Source organism: Streptomyces corchorusii (assembly GCF_001514055.1).
In the GTDB taxonomy this organism is placed as follows: domain Bacteria; phylum Actinomycetota; class Actinomycetes; order Streptomycetales; family Streptomycetaceae; genus Streptomyces; species Streptomyces olivaceoviridis.
In genome coordinates this window covers 190,606-206,941 of record NZ_KQ948352.1, presented here as the reverse complement: position 1 = coordinate 206,941, position 16,336 = coordinate 190,606, and the positions used below count along the sequence as shown (strand labels likewise).

13 protein-coding genes are annotated in these 16,336 nt (G+C 73.1%); 2 read left to right on the top strand and 11 right to left on the bottom strand.

Translation table 11 applies throughout. From position 1 onward, the window contains the following. Nucleotides 1–280: 280 nt before the first annotated feature. The 7 genes from AQJ11_RS05065 to AQJ11_RS05035 form a co-directional block, all read right to left on the bottom strand. On the bottom strand, nt 281–3,136 hold the full coding sequence (locus AQJ11_RS05065) for a DEAD/DEAH box helicase (protein WP_059262018.1): 2,856 nt from the start codon (nt 3,134–3,136) through the stop codon (nt 281–283). A 92-nt stretch (nt 3,137–3,228) separates the two neighbouring features. Next, the gene (locus tag AQJ11_RS05060; RefSeq protein WP_058082512.1) at nt 3,229–3,810 is read right to left on the bottom strand and encodes a hypothetical protein; all 582 of its coding nucleotides are present in this window, start codon (nt 3,808–3,810) and stop codon (nt 3,229–3,231) included. Further along, nucleotides 3,807–4,952, bottom strand: a complete 1,146-nt coding sequence (locus AQJ11_RS05055) for an ROK family glucokinase (RefSeq protein WP_059262017.1) — start codon at nt 4,950–4,952, stop codon at nt 3,807–3,809. Before AQJ11_RS05055 ends, AQJ11_RS05060 begins: the two co-directional genes overlap by 4 nt. A gap of 140 nt (nt 4,953–5,092) precedes the next feature. Next, the gene (locus AQJ11_RS05050) at nt 5,093–5,863 is read right to left on the bottom strand and encodes an ATP-binding cassette domain-containing protein (RefSeq protein WP_014675862.1); all 771 of its coding nucleotides are present in this window, start codon (nt 5,861–5,863) and stop codon (nt 5,093–5,095) included. Next, on the bottom strand, nt 5,860–6,903 hold the full coding sequence (locus AQJ11_RS05045) for an ABC transporter permease (protein WP_059262016.1): 1,044 nt from the start codon (nt 6,901–6,903) through the stop codon (nt 5,860–5,862). Before AQJ11_RS05045 ends, AQJ11_RS05050 begins: the two co-directional genes overlap by 4 nt. Beyond that, nucleotides 6,900–7,904, bottom strand: a complete 1,005-nt coding sequence (locus tag AQJ11_RS05040; RefSeq protein WP_059262015.1) for a sugar ABC transporter substrate-binding protein — start codon at nt 7,902–7,904, stop codon at nt 6,900–6,902. Before AQJ11_RS05040 ends, AQJ11_RS05045 begins: the two co-directional genes overlap by 4 nt. Before the next feature lie 163 nt (nt 7,905–8,067). Then, entirely contained in the window at nt 8,068–8,805 is a 738-nt protein-coding gene (locus tag AQJ11_RS05035) for a GntR family transcriptional regulator (protein WP_107120786.1), read from the bottom strand. Between the two features lie 130 nt (nt 8,806–8,935). On the opposite strand from AQJ11_RS05035, the gene AQJ11_RS05030 reads away from it, so the two are divergent. Then, on the top strand, nt 8,936–9,952 hold the full coding sequence (locus AQJ11_RS05030; protein WP_059262013.1) for a Gfo/Idh/MocA family protein: 1,017 nt from the start codon (nt 8,936–8,938) through the stop codon (nt 9,950–9,952). A gap of 76 nt (nt 9,953–10,028) precedes the next feature. Here the strand turns inward: AQJ11_RS05030 and AQJ11_RS05025 are convergent, their stop codons facing one another. Next, nucleotides 10,029–11,213: a cytochrome P450 family protein gene (locus tag AQJ11_RS05025; RefSeq protein WP_244218110.1), complete on the bottom strand. Its 1,185-nt coding sequence runs from the start codon at nt 11,211–11,213 to the stop codon at nt 10,029–10,031. 248 nt (nt 11,214–11,461) lie between these two features. On the opposite strand from AQJ11_RS05025, the gene AQJ11_RS05020 reads away from it, so the two are divergent. After that, complete coding sequence (locus AQJ11_RS05020) at nt 11,462–11,848, top strand: ribonuclease domain-containing protein (RefSeq protein WP_014675854.1); 387 nt, start codon at nt 11,462–11,464, stop codon at nt 11,846–11,848. A gap of 72 nt (nt 11,849–11,920) precedes the next feature. Here the strand turns inward: AQJ11_RS05020 and AQJ11_RS05015 are convergent, their stop codons facing one another. The 3 genes from AQJ11_RS05015 to AQJ11_RS05005 all read right to left on the bottom strand — a co-directional run bounded on the left by AQJ11_RS05015 (nt 11,921) and on the right by AQJ11_RS05005 (nt 16,268). Further along, entirely contained in the window at nt 11,921–14,278 is a 2,358-nt protein-coding gene (locus AQJ11_RS05015) for an MFS transporter (protein ID WP_059262011.1), read from the bottom strand. Nucleotides 14,279–14,475: 197 nt separating this feature from the next. Further along, nucleotides 14,476–15,384: a DMT family transporter gene (locus tag AQJ11_RS05010; RefSeq protein WP_059262010.1), complete on the bottom strand. Its 909-nt coding sequence runs from the start codon at nt 15,382–15,384 to the stop codon at nt 14,476–14,478. Nucleotides 15,385–15,641: 257 nt separating this feature from the next. Next, nucleotides 15,642–16,268 carry a dihydrofolate reductase family protein gene (locus tag AQJ11_RS05005; protein WP_059262009.1) on the bottom strand — a complete coding sequence of 209 codons (627 nt, stop codon included), beginning with the start codon at nt 16,266–16,268 and terminating at the stop codon, nt 15,642–15,644. Between the last annotated feature and the right edge of the window lie 68 nt (nt 16,269–16,336).

The following is a 16,336-nucleotide window of genomic DNA, read 5'->3' as shown; positions in this document are numbered from 1 at the left end:
CACGGCACGCCCCCCGGCTTGCTCTCCCCATCGGAGGGCACCGGGTCGTCAGCGATCGACCCGCCGCCAGCGAGCCCCGCTCGTCCCTCATCCACCGGCCCGGGGTCCGTGCCGTCCCCGCTCTCCGGGTGGGCCGTCGCCTCCCCCTCGGTCGGCTCGGCAGCCGTTTCCTCCGGGGTGTCCCGCGTCGGTCCCGCCGTCCGCGCCCGCTCGGTCTCCGTTCGCTCGCGGGCCGCGCGGAGGGCCCGGCGGGCGGCGTCGCCGGGGCGGGGCGGGGGTGTCATGAGGTCCTCCGCAGGGAGACGAGGTCGGAGAGTTCACGGTCCGTCAGCTCCGTGAGGGCCGCCTCGCCGGAGCCGAGGATCGCGTCGGCCAGGGCGCGCTTGGACGCGAGCATCTCGGCGATGCGGTCCTCCACCGTGCCTTCGGTGACCAGGCGGTGGACCTGCACCGGCTGGGTCTGGCCGATGCGGTACGCGCGGTCGGTGGCCTGCTCCTCCACGGCCGGGTTCCACCAACGGTCGAAGTGGATGACATGGCCGGCGCGGGTGAGGTTCAGACCGGTGCCGGCCGCCTTCAGGGACAGCACCAGCACCGGTGTGCCGCCGTCCTGGAAGCGGTCGACCATGCGTTCGCGCTCCGGCACCGGTGTGCCGCCGTGCAGCAGGTCGACGGGGATCGCGCGGGCGGACAGGTGGGCGGTGAGGAGGCGGGCCATGCCGACGTACTGGGTGAAGACGAGCGCCGAGCCGTCCTCGGCGAGCAGGGTGTCCAGCAGCTCGTCCAGGAGGGCGAGTTTGCCGGAGCGGGCGGCCAGGCGGTCGGGGCGCGGGTCCTCCTTCAGGTAGAGCGCCGGGTGGTCGCAGATCTGCTTCAGGGCGCCGAGGAGCTTCAGCACCAGGCCCCGGCGGGCCATGCCCCGCGCCGTCTCGATGGCCAGCATCGACTCGCGCACCACCGCCTCGTACAGCGCGGCCTGTTCCCGGGTGAGCGGCACCGGGTGGTCCGTCTCCGTCTTGGGCGGCAGCTCGGGCACGATGCCGGGGTCGGACTTCTTGCGGCGCAGGAGGAAGGGGCGGACCAGCCGGGCCAGGCGCCGCACCGCTTCCTCGTCCTCCCCGGTCTCCACCGCCCGCGCGTGCCGCGCGCGGAAGGACTTCAGCGGGCCGAGGAGTCCGGGGGTGGTCCAGTCGAGCAGGGCCCACAGTTCGGAGAGGTTGTTCTCCACGGGGGTGCCGGTCAGCGCCACGCGCGCGGGGGACGGGATCGTGCGCAGCGCCTTGGCGGTGGCCGAGTAGGGGTTCTTCACGTGCTGGGCCTCGTCGGCGACGACCATGCCCCAGGGCTGTTCGGCGAGACGGGCCGCGGTGGAGCGCATGGTGCCGTACGTGGTGAGGACGAAACCGCCGTCCACCCCGTCCAGGGTGCGCTCGGGGCCGTGGAAGCGGCGGACGGGGACGCCGGGCGCGAACCGGGTGATCTCCCGCTGCCAGTTGCCGAGGAGGCTGGCCGGGCAGACGACGAGGGTCGGCTCGGTCCGGGCCCGCTTCAGGTGCAGGGCGATGAGGGTGACGGTCTTGCCGAGGCCCATGTCGTCGGCGAGGCAGCCGCCGAGGCCGAGGGAGGTCATCAGGTCGAGCCAGGCCAGGCCGCGCAGCTGGTAGTCGCGGAGGGTGGCGCGCAGGCCGGGGGGCGGGTCGGCGGGGCGCAGGCCGGCGGTGAGGCGGTCGCGGAGGGTGGCCAGCGCGCCGGCGGGGACGGCCTCGACGGTCTCGCCGTCGACCTCGGCGGTGCCGGTGAGGGCGACGGCGAGCGCGTCGACCGGGTCCAGCAGGCCCAGTTCGCGGGTGCGGGCCTTGCGGACGAGCGCGGGGTCGACCAGCACCCAGCGGTCCCGGAGCCGTACGACCGGGCGGTGGGCCTCGGCGAGGGCGTCCATCTCGGCCTCGTCGAGCGGGTCGCCGCCGAGGGCCAGCTGCCAGCGGAACCGGAGCAGGTCCTCGCTCTCGAAGAAGCCGGTGCCGTCGGTCGCCGAGCCGGGCGCCGGGCGGACCACGGCGGTGGCGGTCAGGTCGCGGGCGAGGTCCCGGGGCCAGTGCACGGCGACCCCGGCGGCGGCGAGCCGGGAGGCGGCCACCCCGAGCAGCTCGCCGAGCTCCTGCTCGGACAGGGCCAGGACGTCGGGGACGTCCTGCTCGGCGAGGCGGTCGAGGGGCGGCCACACCCGTGCGGCGCGCCGCACGGCGAGGGCCGCGTCGACGCGCGCGCGGGGCCCGAACGCCCCGTCCGCCTCCCCCGCCCACAGGGCCGCGGCGTCGGCCACCAGGGTCGGGTCGGCGAGGCTGTGCACCTGGACGACGGCCGCTCCGGCGGCGCGGACGCCCTCGTCGGCGCCGGCGTCGAAGACGTCGTACGCGGACAGGTCCAGGCGGAGCGAGATCCGGACGCCCGCGTCCATGCCGGCGGCGACCTCGGCCGCCCATGCGTGCGCCGCGGGCAGGGCCTGGGCTTCACGGGCGGCGAAGGGCCGTCCGGCGGTGTGGGGGGCCGCCGGCGTGCGCGGCAGGGTGTCGGCGACCGCGTCCAGGAAGGACCGGATCAGGGCCTCGGGCTCGGGCAGCCGGAGCGCGCCCGGACCGGGGAGGGGCACGGCGTGGCCCTCGGGAGGCAGGGCCGCGGCGATGGCGCGCAGGTGGGCGATGTCGTCGGGTTCCAGCGGGCCGGCCCGCCAGGCGTCGTGGCCGGACGGGGTCAGGCCCGGCAGCAGCCGGCCGCGGGCGACGAGCCGCAGCGCGTGCAGGGCGGCGGCGCCCCAGCAGGCGGTGGCCGGGTGGGCGGCCGGGTCGCGCCGGGCGCCGACCAGCAGCGGCAGGGCCTCGGCGAGGGGCAGGGTCAGCGCGGGCACCTGCCGGCGGCGCACCCCGGCGCCGTGCCGTCGTACGACCGTCAGCTCCTCGGGGGCGCCCCCGCTCGCGGGGGGCAGCGGGTCGCCGGCGGGATCCCAGAAGGCGAGGCGGCCCTGGCGCGGCAGGGGCGCGGGCAGGTAGACCGACGCGAGGCGCACCGGGACCGGGTGCCCGGTCCCCGTCTCCCGGGGACCCCCCGTACGCTCGGCCACCGCGGCCGTGCCGCTCATACGTCCTGCCACCTCCCGCCCGTGTGTCGGATCAGACGTCTCCGACTCTACGGGCGGGGTCTGACAATCGGCTCCGCGGGCGGGTCACGGCCCTAGGGGACCGTGCGGGAGACCACGAACACCATCGGATACTCCGGGTCGGACAGGTTGACGACCACGTCCTGGGTCGGCGCCGGGTTCTTCTGCGCGTGGGTCAGGCCCCACCAGGGGCCGGTGCCGTCGAAGGTCCAGCCGCTGACCTTACGGTCGCGTGCGCCGACGGCGATGTCGTCCTTCCTCAGCTGGTCCCGGCGTACGCCCATGGCCTGGAGGAAGCTGTCCAGACCGGCGGGGTTGGTGCGGAACTGCACGTAGAGGCGGCTGGTCTTCCAGTTGTTCGTCTCGTAGTAGGCGATGTCGTCGGCGGGGTGCGGGACGGCCACCTGGTAGAGACGGCGCTGCACCTTCGACGGCCACCCCGGGGTGAGACCGGTCGCCGAGTACTTCGCCTCCTTGTCCTTGCCGCTGTCGCGGCTCTGGTTCGCGGAGATCACCAGGTAGCCGGCCGGGACGCCGATGAGGAGGACGATGATCAGCAGGGTGAGCGCCCGGCGCCTGGCCTTGTGCCGCGGGTCCTCGGCGGGCCGCTGTGGCTCGTCCGGCGGGCCGCCCTGGTGGGGCAGCGACGGCGTCATACGGTGTCCCGGTCGCGGCGGGCCTGGGTGTACCGCTCGTAGCGCTCGTACCGCTCCACCCGGCGCCGCTTGGCCCGGCGGAACCGGCGGGCGACCAGCCGGGCCAGGTCGGCGGCGCCCACCATGCCCGCCTCGGGGCCGAGCTGGGCGCGGGTGATGCGGGCCTCGGGGCGGTAGCCGCGGCCGGTGAGGTGCCGCTTGAAGGCGTCCCGGGCCGGGCCGATGAGCAGGTCGTCGGCGGCCGAGACGCCACCGCCGATCACGAAGCAGGAGGGGTCGAGGGCGGCGGCGAGGTTGGCGATGCCGACGCCGAGCCACTGGCCGATGTCCTGGAGCAGCTCCACGCACATCGCGTCGCCCTCGCGGGCCAGCTCGGTGATCATCGGGCCGGTGATGTCGCCGATGTTGCCCTTGACGTGCTCGATGATGCCGTAGGCGACCGGCGAGTCGGCGGCGGCCAGCTCGCGCGCCTCCCGGACCAGCGCGTTGCCGGAGCTGTACTGCTCCCAGCAGCCGCGGTTGCCGCACGGGCAGCGGTGTCCGCCGGGGACGACCTGCATGTGGCCGAACTCGCCCGCGACGCCGAACTTGCCGCGCTTGACCTGGCCGTCCTCCAGGATGGCGCCGCCGATGCCGGTGCCGAGCGTGATCATGACCAGGTGGTCCTCGCCGCGGCCGGCGCCGAAGCGCCACTCCGCCCAGGCGGCCGTGTTGGCGTCGTTGTCCACCAGGACCGGTACGGAGAGCCGGCTGGCGAGGCGGTCGCGCAGCGGTTCGTTGCGCCAGGACAGGTGGGGGGCGAACAGGACGCGGTTGCGGTCGGCGTCGACCCAGCCGGCGGCGCCGATGCCGACCGCGTGCACGTCGTGCCGGTCGGACAGGTCCAGCACCAGCTCGACGATGGTGTCCTCGACGACCTTGGGGCTCTTGGACTTGTCCGGGGTCTCCGTGCGGAGCTTCTCCAGGATGTTGCCGTCGGCGTCCACGACGCCCGCCATGACCTTGGTGCCGCCGATGTCGATGCCGACGGTGGGGACACGGGGTGCGGTCAGGTGTGACCGGCGCTCTCGTGTGCCTACGGTGCGCAGGACCGGGGCTCGGCGGGAACCGATGGGGGCGGTGAGGTCGCGGTAGGTGCTCATCGGGCTCGATTGTGCCGCACGCTCACGCCGGGTGCCGCGCGGGGCCGGAGCGACGGGTGCGCGTCCGGCGCCGGCTGCGGGTGCGTCGTGGTTGCCCGCCCCGCGCGGCGGAGCCGCACATCGGCACGGTCCCGCGCCCCTCAGCCTCGTCGCAGTTCATGGCGCAGCGCGTCCAGGTCGGATCCCCCGGCCATCTGCTGGGTCAGCTCGTCCAGCGTGATGTCGTCCCGTGTGTAATGGCCCACCATCGTGCCCCTCCTCAGGAGCACGAACCTGTCCCCCACCAGGTACGCGTGATGCGGGTTGTGGGTGATCAAAACAACGCCCAGGCCCTCGTCCCGTGCCGCCGCCACATATTTGAGGACCACACCGGACTGCTTGACTCCCAGTGCCGCCGTCGGCTCGTCCAGCACCAGGACCTTCGCGCCGAAGTGGACCGCCCTGGCGATGGCGACGCACTGGCGCTCGCCGCCCGACAGCGTGCCGATGGGCTGGTCGACGTCCCGGAGGTCGATGCCCATGCGGAGCAGCGCCTCGCGGGTGGTGCGGCGCATGAAGTCGGTGTCCAGGCGCTTGAAGGGGCCGGCGCCCTTGCGGGGCTCGGAGCCGAGGAAGAAGTTGCGCCAGACCGGCATGAGGGGGACGACGGCCAGGTCCTGGTAGACCGTGGCGATGCCCCGGTCCAGGGCCTCGCGCGGGGAGGAGAGGGTCGTCTCCTCGCCCTCGACGCGCAGGGTGCCGCCGTCGTGCCGGTGCAGGCCGGCGACGATCTTGATCAGGGTGGACTTGCCCGCGCCGTTGTCGCCGAGGACACAGGTGATCTCACCCGCGTGGACCTCCAGCGAGACCCCTTCGAGGGCGCGGACGGTGCCGTAGTGCTTGCTGACGTCGGTCAGCTCGACGAGTGTCACTTGGTGGCCTCCGCGCGCTTGCGGACCCAGGCGTTGAGCAGGGTCGCGAGGAGCAGCATCGCTCCGAGGAAGAACTTGAACCAGTCGGGGTTCCACTCGGCGAAGACGATGCCCTTGCTGGTCATGCCGAACAGGAGCGCGCCGACGGCCGAGCCGACCGCGCTGCCGTGGCCGCCGGTGATCAGGCAGCCGCCGATGACGGCCGCGATGATGTAGATCAGCTCGTTGCCGACGCCTTCGCCGGACTGGACGGCGTCGAAGGAGAAGAGCAGGTGCTGGCCGGAGATCCAGGCGCCGAACGCGACGCCCATGTAGAGGCCGATCTTGGTCCGGGCGACCGGGACGCCGACCGCGCGGGCCGCGTCCTCGTTGCCGCCGACGGCGAAGATCCAGTTGCCGGTGCGGGTGCGCAGCAGGATCCAGGAGGCGAGGGCGACCAGGCCCAGCCACCACAGGACGGTGACCTTGATGTCGACCCCGCCGACGTCGATCGTCGAGGCGAAGACGGCGCGGGCGCTCGGGAAGCCCTCCATGTCGGCGATGCTCTTGGTGGACACCGTGTCGTCGATCAGCTTGGTGAAGCCGAGGTTCATGCCGGTCAGCATCAGGAAGGTGCCCAGCGTGATGATGAAGCTGGGCAGCTTGGTGCGGGTGAGCATGAAGCCGTTGAAGGCGCCGATGGCCAGCGTGACCAGCAGGGACACGCCCACGCCGACCCAGGTGTTCGCCGTCATCTGGTAACTGAACATCGAGGAGACCAGCGCGGACGACGTCACCAGGACGCCCGCCGAGAGGTCGAACTCGCCGCCGATCATCAGCAGGGCCACGGGGACGGCCATGATCCCGATGGTCGAGGAGGCGTACAGGACCGTGCTGAGGCTGGTGGCGCGCAGGAAGCCGTCGGCGGCGAACGCGAAGAAGACGAAGACGGCGAGGGCGCCGACGACCGAGCCCAGTTCCGGGCGGGCCAGCAGCTTCCGCAGCGGGGAAGCCTGCACCACCCTTTCGTCGAGCGGCTTGCCGTCCGTGACCGCGCTCATCGGGTGCCCCGCTCGGTGTACTCCGCGAGGGCGGACGCCTGGTCCTTGGTGATGATCTGCGGGCCGGTCAGCACCGGCTTGCCGCCGCCGAGGACGTCGCCGTTGTACTTGTACAGCCACAGCAGGTCGACGGCCTGGTAGCCCTGGAGGTACGGCTGCTGGTCCACGGCGAAGCCGAGGGTGCCGTCCTTCAGCGAGGCCGCCACCTTGGCGTTGAGGTCGAAGGTGTCGATCTCGGCCTTGCTGCCCGCGTCCGTCCGCGCCTTCACGGCGGTGTCGGCGTAGGGCGCGCCGAGGGTGACGACGGAGTCGATGGACTTGTCGGCCTGGAGCTTGGCCTCGATGGCGGACTGCACGTCGGGCATGTTGGTGCCGTTGACGTAGAGCTTGCGCAGCGTGCCGTGGAAGGTCTTGGCCACGCCGTCACAGCGCTGCTCGTGGCCGACGTTGCCCTGCTCGTGCAGCACGCACAGGGCCTTCTTCTTCCCGCGCTTGTTCAGCTCGTCGCCGACGGCCTCGCCGGCGATGGTCTCGTCCTGGCCGATGTGGGTGAGGGCGCCGAAGGCCTTGGACTCCTGCGAACCGGAGTTCACGGTGATCACCGGGATGCCGGCCTTCTCGGCGCGGGCCACGGCGGTCTTCATGGCGTCCGGCTTGGCGAGGGTGACGATGATGCCGTCGACCTTCTTGTCCACGGCCGCGTCCACCAGCTGGGCCTGCTGCTGGGCCTCGTCGTCGTGCGAGTACAGGAAGTTGATGTTGTCCTTGACGGCGGCCTGCTTGGCGCCGCTCTGCACGATGTCCCAGAAGGTGTCGCCGTCCCCCGAGTGGGTGATCATCGCGAAGGTCCAGCGCGGGGTGTTCACCGCCGCCCTGCCCTGGGCGGCGGCGGCCTTACGGGCGTCCTCCGCCCGCTTGCCTCCGGTGCTGCTGCATGCCGCCAGGGACACGGAGAGTGCCCCCGCCAGCGCTATGCCTACCCAGGTCCGAAACCGTGCCACGAGGCCGTGCCCTTCTTGCCGTGTTCGTACAGACGCAAGGGGCCGTCGATCGCATCAGCGGCCCCAAACACTCCAGTATCGAACACGCGGAACACCCGTGACGTGACCGGGGAGCCTCCACGGGTCGCATTGTCCGGACATTGCGACGAAGGCGGTCGCTCGCTCAGGGGCGGACGAGCAGCTGGAACTCGAAGGAGTAGCGGCTCGGCCGGTAGGTGTGGTCGCCGAACTCCACCGCGCGGCCGGTGTCGTCGAAGGTGGTGCGCTGCATGGTGAGCAGCGGGGCCCCCTCGGCCTCGCCGAGCCGCTCGGCCTCGGCGGCCTTCGCTCCGCGGGCGCCGATGGACTGGCGGGCGCTGTGCAGGGTGATCCCGGCGGAGCGCATCAGCCGGTACAGGCCGGTGGCCTCCAGCTGGTCCGTGTCCAGGTCGAGCAGGCCGAGCGGCAGGTGGTTGATCAGGTAGGCCATCGGCTCGCCGTGCGCGAGGCGCAGCCGCTCGATGCGGTGGACGTCACCGCCCTCCGCGACGCCGAGTGCGGCGGCGACCGCGGCGGGGGCCGGGACGACCGTGTTGACCAGCACCTTCGTCGCGGGACGCTGGCCGGCCGCCTCCAGGTCGTCGTAGAGGCTGCTCAGTTCCAGCGGGCGCTTGACCTGACTGTGCACGACCTGGGTGCCCACGCCCCGGCGCCGCACGAGGAGTCCCTTGTCGACGAGGGACTGGATGGCCTGGCGGACGGTCGGCCGGGACAATCCGAGCCGCGCGGCCAGCTCGATCTCGTTGCCCAGCAGGCTGCCCGGGGTGAGACTGCCGTGCTCGATGGCGGCCTCAAGCTGCTGGGAGAGCTGGAAGTACAGCGGCACCGGGGAGCTACGGTCCACACGGAGGTCGAGCGACACGGTCGGGTCCACATCTGGTTTCGGCACGGGCCCGAGCGTAGCCCTGTGCCCGGTTGACGGGAAGTCGTGTAGTCCGGTTGTCCGGACATATGTATTGACAGCGTACGGGGTCGGCCCTCACTTTGTTTCCATGCGCATCGGGGTCATCGGTACGGGCCGCATCGGCACCCTTCACGCGAGGACGCTCAAGCGCCACCGCGAGGTCGGGTCCCTGATCCTGACGGACACGGACCCGGCGCGGGCACAGGCGCTGGCGCACCGGCTGGGCGAGACGGCGGCGCCGGGCGTGGACGAGATCTTCCGGTGGGGCGTGGACGCGGTGGTGATCACCACGGCGACGGCGGCCCACGCCGAGCTCATCGGCCGGGCGGCCCGCTCGGGCCTGCCGGTCTTCTGCGAGAAGCCCATCGCGCTGGACCTGCCGGGCACGCTGCACGCGCTGGCCGAGGTGGAGACGGCCGGGACGGTCCTCCAGATGGGCTTCCAGCGGCGGTTCGACGCGGGCTACGCCGGCGCCCGGGAGGCCGTCCGCGCGGGCCGGCTCGGCCGGCTGCACACCGTACGGGCCCTGACCTGCGACCAGTCCCCGCCACCGGTGGAGTGGCTGCCGCTGTCCGGCGGGCTGTTCCGGGACACGCTGATCCACGACTTCGACGTGCTGCGCTGGGTGACGGGCCGCGAGGTGACCGACGTGTACGCCACCGGCTCGGACCGCGGCCCCGCGATGTTCCGGGAGGCCGGGGACGTCGACACGGGCGCGGCGCTGCTGACGCTGGACGACGGCACCCTGGCCACGGCGACGGCGACCCGGCTGAACGGCGCCGGCTACGACGTGCGCATGGAACTGGCCGGGGAGCGGGACACGGTGGTGGTGGGCCTGGACGACCGTACGCCCCTCGCGTCCACCGAGCCGACCGGTCCGCCGCCCGCGGACAAGCCGTGGACGGGCTTCCTGGAGCGGTTCGGCCCCGCCTACGAGGCCGAACTGAACGCCTTCGTGGAGGTGGTGCGCGGCGAACGGCCCAACCCGTGCGACGGCCGCGAGGCGCTCCAGGCCCTGCGCATCGCCGAGGCCTGCGAACGCTCCCGCCGCGAACGGCGCCCGGTGGCCCTGGCCGAGGTGCCAGGCGGAAGGGGGACGCCGTAGGGCCGGGTTACGGGGTGGATCGGGGGCGGGGGCCGGGGCGCGAGCTCGTACGCCTGAGGGACGGGGACGTACGCCGTCACCAGCGGACCGGCAGGCTTCTCACGCCTCGCATGAGCATGCCCGGCAGCCACTCCCCCGGCTCGCCGTCCAGGGTGAGGCCGGGAGCGCGGTCCAGGAGTGCGCCGAGGGCGACACCGGCCTCCAGGCGGGCCAACGGCGCGCCCAGGCAGTAGTGGATGCCGTGGCCGAACGCGAGGTGGCCCCGGGTGTCGCGGCGGATGTCGAAGCGGTCTGGGTCGGTGAACCGGGCGCCGTCGCGCTGGGCGGCGGTGAGGCCGACCAGCACGTCGTCGCCCCGCCCGATCCTGGTGCCCGCGATCTCCAGCGGCTCGGCGGCGAACCGGTACGTCGCGGTCTCCACCGGCCCCTCCCAGCGCAGGGTCTCCTCGACCGCTTTGTCGAGGAGGCTCGGGTCGGCGCGCAGGGCCGCGAGCTGGTCGGGATGGGTGAGCAGCGCCAGCACGGCGTTGCCGATGAGGTTGACCGTGGTCTCGTGGCCGGCGATGAGCAGCAGGTAGGCCATGCCCCGCAGCTCGTCCATCGAGAGCCGGTCACCGTCCTCGGCGGTGGTGCGGATCAGGTCGCTGAGCAGATCGCCCGTGGGACCCGCGCACCGCTTGTCCTCGATCAGCTCGGTGAGGTACTCGGCGAGGCGGACGGTCGCCGCGCGTTCGGAGTCCGTGCCGGTCGGCGCGACCACCTCCGTGGAGGTCTTCCGGAACTCCGCGCGGTCCATCTCGGGCACCCCGAGCAGCTCGCAGATGACGGTGATCGGCAGCGGGTAGGCGAGGGAGTCGACGAGGTCGGCGTGGCCGCGCGGCAGCATGTCGTCGAGCAGTTCGTCGGTGATCTGCCGGATGCGCGGGCGCAGCCGCTCGACCCGGCGCATGGTGAAGGCACGCGCGACGAGGCCCCGCAGGCGGGTGTGCTGCGGCGGGTCGGCGACCAGCAGGTACTTGCCGATGAGCTGCTCGTCCAGGGGCACGAAGCCCGTCCTGGCGATGTCCTTGGCCAGCCGCTGGTCGGCGAGGGCGGCCCGCGCCTCCTCGTACCCCACGACCAGCCAGGTCTCCCAGGCTCCGCCCGGCGTGGCGAGCCTGACCCGGTGGACGGGACCCCGCTCGCGCAGCCGCGCGTACACCGGGTGGGGGTCCCGGCGGAGTGCGTCGCCGTACTCCGTCAGGTCGATCACTCGTGCCATGTCTCCCCCTGTGGACTGCCCCGAGGTCCCGGACAGCGGCCGGTACCGGGACAACGCGCACGGCGCCCGGATCGTGCCCGCCGATCAGCACCCGCCGGTCGGCACGTGTCGCCCCGTGCCCGCCGCCTCGGTCCTGCCGACCGGGACGCCGGGTACCTGGTCGACTCCCGGAAAATCCTCGGACTTCACGGGAAATTCTCCAGGGTTGTCATTGACATGCCACCTTCTACGCGCGTCATCATGAGGCCATGAGATTCCCCCCACGGATCACACGCGTCGGCGCCGCAGCCGCCGTCCTGTCCGCCCTCCTCGTCGGCGGCACCGTCACGGCCACCCCGGCGACCGCCGCGGTCGGCAGCATCTGCTCCAGCGACCTGCCCTCGCAGGCGCACGACACGCTCGACCTGATCGAGCGGGGCGGGCCGTTCCCGTACACGCAGGACGGCGCCGTCTTCCAGAACCGGGAACGCGTCCTGCCCGGCCGGCCGTCCGGCTACTACCACGAGTACACGGTGATCACCCCTGGCTCGCCCACGCGCGGCGCCCGGCGCATCGTCACCGGCGAGGCGTCCCGGGAGGACTACTACACCTCCGACCACTACGCCACGTTCGACCTGGTCGACTTCGGCTGCTGAGGTCCGGCCGGGCCCCTCGCCCCGCGTACTCCCCCCACGGAGAACGGACGCGGGGCGAGGCGACCGCCGGCGCTACGCCTCCTTGTGGCTGAGCAGGATGTCGACCGTGGCCTGGCCGCCGTCCACGGTGACCTGCGTGGCCACCGGCGCGTAGCCGGCGGCGATCACGGTGTACTGCTCACTGGCGAGGTCGGCGAAGGAGTAGCTGCCGTCGACGCTCGTGGTGCGCGATCCGACGACGTTCCCGGCGGCGTCGATCAGGGTCACCCGGGCGTCCTCCAGCGCCCGTCCGTCCCGGGTGCGCACCGTCCCCCACAGGGTCGCCGCCGTGGACAGCCGGATGTCGCAGCGGGTGGTCTCGCCGAAGACCGTGGCCGGCACGGCGGCCGGGCGGTGGCCGGCCGCGCTGACGCTGAGCGTGTAGTCCCCGGGCGGCAGGTCGCCGAGCCGGTAGCCGCCGCCCGTACCGGTGGTCGCGGAAGCCGTCACGTCACCGTGCCGGTCCGTGGCCACCACCAGGGCACCGGGAAGCACCTCCCCGTCACCGCCGCGCACCGTGCCGGCCACGCCGCCGGGGCTGGGCAGGAGCACGAGGTCGTGGGCGACGGGTGTGCCGTCCAGGGTCAGCGTGGCGACCTGCGGCTGGTATCCGGACGCCGAGCCGATGAGGACCAGGCTGCCGCGTTCGGGCGTGTCCACCGCGTACCAGCCGTCCTCCCGGGAGGTGGTGCGGGCGAGCTGGTGACCCGTCGTGTCCAGCACGGTGATCGCGGTACCGGGCACGGGTACGCCCGCGCCGTCCCGCACCTGTCCACGGATGGCCGCCGCACCGCCCGCGCCGACGGCCGGAAGGGGCGCGGTGGCGGTCCCCCCGGCGGCCTCGGGCGCGGGCTCGGTGACAGCGGTGGCCCCGGCGGCGGGGGTGGCCTCGGCCCGGACCGGCCCCTCGGCGTCCTCCGCGGGCGTGTTCGCCCTCTTCCTCGCGCGGAACAGCAGCACGGTGACGAGCACGGCGAAGGCGAAGAAGCCGGCCGACCACCAGTAGGCGACGGTGTAGCTGTGCAGCGCCGCGTTCGCCTTGACCAGGGGGTCGCTCAGATGGTGCTCGGCGTAGTCGGTGGCCGCGCTGGTGGCCAGCGTGTTCAGCAGCGCGGTGCTGATCGAGCCGCCCACCTGCTGGGTGGTGTTGACGGCCGCCGAGGCCACGCCCTGGTCGCTCGCCCGCACCCCCAGGGTGGCGTAGCTCATGGCCGCGGGCATCGACATCCCGAGGCCCGCGCCCAGCAGCAGCAGCGGCGGCAGCACATGCGGCGCGTAGCTGCTGTGCAGGTCGAGGCGGGTCAGCCAGACCATGCCGCCCACGGCCAGCAGCATGCCGAAGGGTACGACGATCTTCGGCCCGATCCTCGGCACCAGCCAGTTGGTGGACAGCTGCGCCATCACCATCAGCGCGCCGACCATCGGCAGGAAGGCCACGCCGTTCTTCACCGGCGAGTAGCCCAGCGTCGCCTGGAGGTAGTAGGTGAGGAAGAGGAAGACGCCGAACATCCCGGCGGAGGAGATGAGCACGGTCGACAGGGCGGCGGCGCGGTCCCGGTCGGCCAGGACGCGCAGGGGCAGGACGGGGTGCTTCGCGCGGGCCTGCCAGAGGAAGAACGCCACCAGCAGCAGACCGCCCGCGGCGAGGAAGCCCCAGGTCATCCAGTTGTCCCAGTCGTGCGTCTCGGCGTTGGCGAAGCCGTAGACGACACCGAACAGGCCGCCGGAGACCAGGACGGCGCCGAGGATGTCCAGCTTGGGCCGCTCGGCCGGGACGGAACGGCCGATGAGGACGACCGCGCCGATCAGCGCGGGAATCGCGATGACGTCGTTGACGTACAGCGTCCAGCGCCAGTTGAGGTACTCGGTGAGCAGACCGCCGAGGACCAGGCCGACGGCGGCCCCGGAGCCGGCGATGGCCCCGAATATGCCGAACGCCTTGGCGCGTTCCTTGGGCTCGGTGAACGTCGTGGTCAGCAGGGAGAGCGCCGCCGGCGCGAGCAGGGCGCCGAACAGCCCCTGCACGGCGCGCGCGACGACCAGCATGGTGAAGCCGTTCGCCGCGCCGCCGACCGCGGAGGCGGCGGCGAAGCCGGCGATGCCGATGATGAAGGTCGTCTTGCGGCCGAAGAGGTCGGCGAGCCGGCCGCCGAGCAGCAGCAGGCTGCCGAAGGCCAGGGAGTAGGCGGTGACGATCCACTGCCGCCCGTTGTTGTCGAAGCCCAGGTCGTGCTGGGCGGACGGCAGCGCGATGTTCACGATCGTGGCGTCGAGCACGACCATGAGCTGGGCGAGGCCGATCACGGCCAGGGCCCACCAGCGGTGCTTCGGCGGGGCATGGGTCTGGCCGGACGGCCCGGCCTGGACGGTGGCGACCGGGATGGCTTCCACGATGGGACTCCCTGATGGGGCTCGGATTGCTCGGTTGTGCGTCAGCGCCGGCAGGACGACCGTGTCCCCGTGGCGATCGGTCCGAAACAGTTTCGTATCGCAAAGGTAGGCAATCCCGCAGCGAAACTCAAACGTTTCGATCGACCTCCGGACGATGTGCGGCAGGTCACAGGCCGGGGAATCGAGCAGCCTTTCGGTCAGGCTGCCGCCCGGCGTCCCCACGCCGTCCCCAGGAGCACCAGCGCGCCGCCCGCCAGGCCGAGCGCGCCGAGCCGGTCGCCGCCCAGCGCGATGCCGGCGCCGGCGGCCCACAGCGGCTCGGTGCCGAGCAGCAGGCTGACCCGCGAGGGAGAGGTGCGGCGGACGGCCCACATCTGCACGAAGAAGGCGAACACCGTGCACAGGGCCGACAGGAACAGCAGCCCCGCCCACTCCCGCGCGCCGAACCCCGTCGCCGCGGTCCACGGCGCCGGTCCGCCGCCGGCGGCCGACAGCAGGGCGAAGACGACGACGGCGGAGCCGAGCTGGACCGTCGTCAGCGGCAGCGCGCCGGCGCCCTGTACGGCCCTGATCCGGGACATGGCCAGGACGTGCACGGTACGGGCGCACGCGGCGAGCAGCATCAGCAGATCGCCGAGCGAGGGCCGGGTGAAGCCGGCGCCCTGGGTGAGCAGGACGACGCCCAGCACCGACAGGGCCGCCGCACCGAGGAAGGACGGCGTGGGCCGGGTACGGGTGACGGCGGCCTCGGCCAGCGGGGTGAAGATCATGGTGAGGCTGATGATCAGACCGGCGTTGGTCGCCGAGGTGTGCACCACCCCGTACGTCTCCAGCAGGAAGACCCCGGCGAGGACCAGCCCGAGCAGGGCCGCGCCGCGCCACTGGGCGCCGGTGAGGGCGCGCAGGGCCCGGCGGCCGGCGACGGCCAGGGCGGGCAGCGCGAGGGCGAACCGCAGCACCAGGACGGCGAGCACCGTCCGGGCGGTGGTGATCTCCTTCGCCGCGAGGTAGCTGGCGCCCCAGCAGACCGCGACGAGCAGCACGGGCAGGTCGGTGTGCCAGGCCCGGCGGGGCGCGAGCGCGGCGGGCACGGCGAGCGAGGACATCGGTGCGGCTCTCCCGGTCTGCGGAAAATGGGGTGCGCAGACAACGGCGGCTCGCGCGGGACGCGCTCACGGTACCGGCGGCGACGATCTTTCGGCCAGGTCTTTCCGGGCGGTCGCGTCCGCATGATGCTCCCGCCGTCGATCCCGGCGCGCGGTCCTCCGCGCCGGCCCGACCCGCCCTTCCCCCGGGTCCCGGACGACGCGGAACGCATGCCGCGGCGGGCACGGTTCCGCTCCGCCCCGGCGCCGGTGGCTCGTCAGGACTCCTCGGGGAGGTCGTACGTGCCGTACTCCGGGCTGCCCGCCAGGTCGTACGTCTGGAGGGAGATGCCCGAGCCGGTGACGTGGCCGCGGCGGTGGGTGAAGCGGGTGGGGAGCGTGCCCGGCGTGAACAGACGGCGGCCGGCGCCGAGGACGACCGGGAACGTCAGCAGGTGCAGGGTGTCGACGAGCCGGAGGTCCAGCAGCGAGCGGACCAGGGCGCCGCTGCCGTGGATCTGGAGTTCGCCGTCCGTGCGCTCCTTCAGCGCGGTGACCTCCTTGGCGAGGTCGCCGGAGACGACGGTGGTGCCGGCCCACGCGGGTGCCTGGAGGGTGGCGGAGACGACGTACTTCGGGAGGGCGTTGAGCCTGCCGGCGATCGGGTGGGCGGGATCGGTCACCTTCGGCCAGTAGGCGGCGAAGATGTCGTACGTACGGCGGCCGAGCAGGAAGCCGCTCGCGCGGGCGAAGATCTCGGTGATGTACCTGCCGGAGTCGTCGTCGGCGAGCGGGAAGCTCCAGCCGCCCTGGTCGAAGCCGCCGGAGGTGTCCTCCTGGGGGCCGCCGGGTGCCTGGTGGACGCCGTCGAGGGTGACGAAGATCGTGGAGACGAGCCGGCCCATGGCGGGTGCCTTCTTCCGGGTGCGGGGTCTGCGGTCGACAGGTCAGACCCCGCGTCCGCCCGAGACTC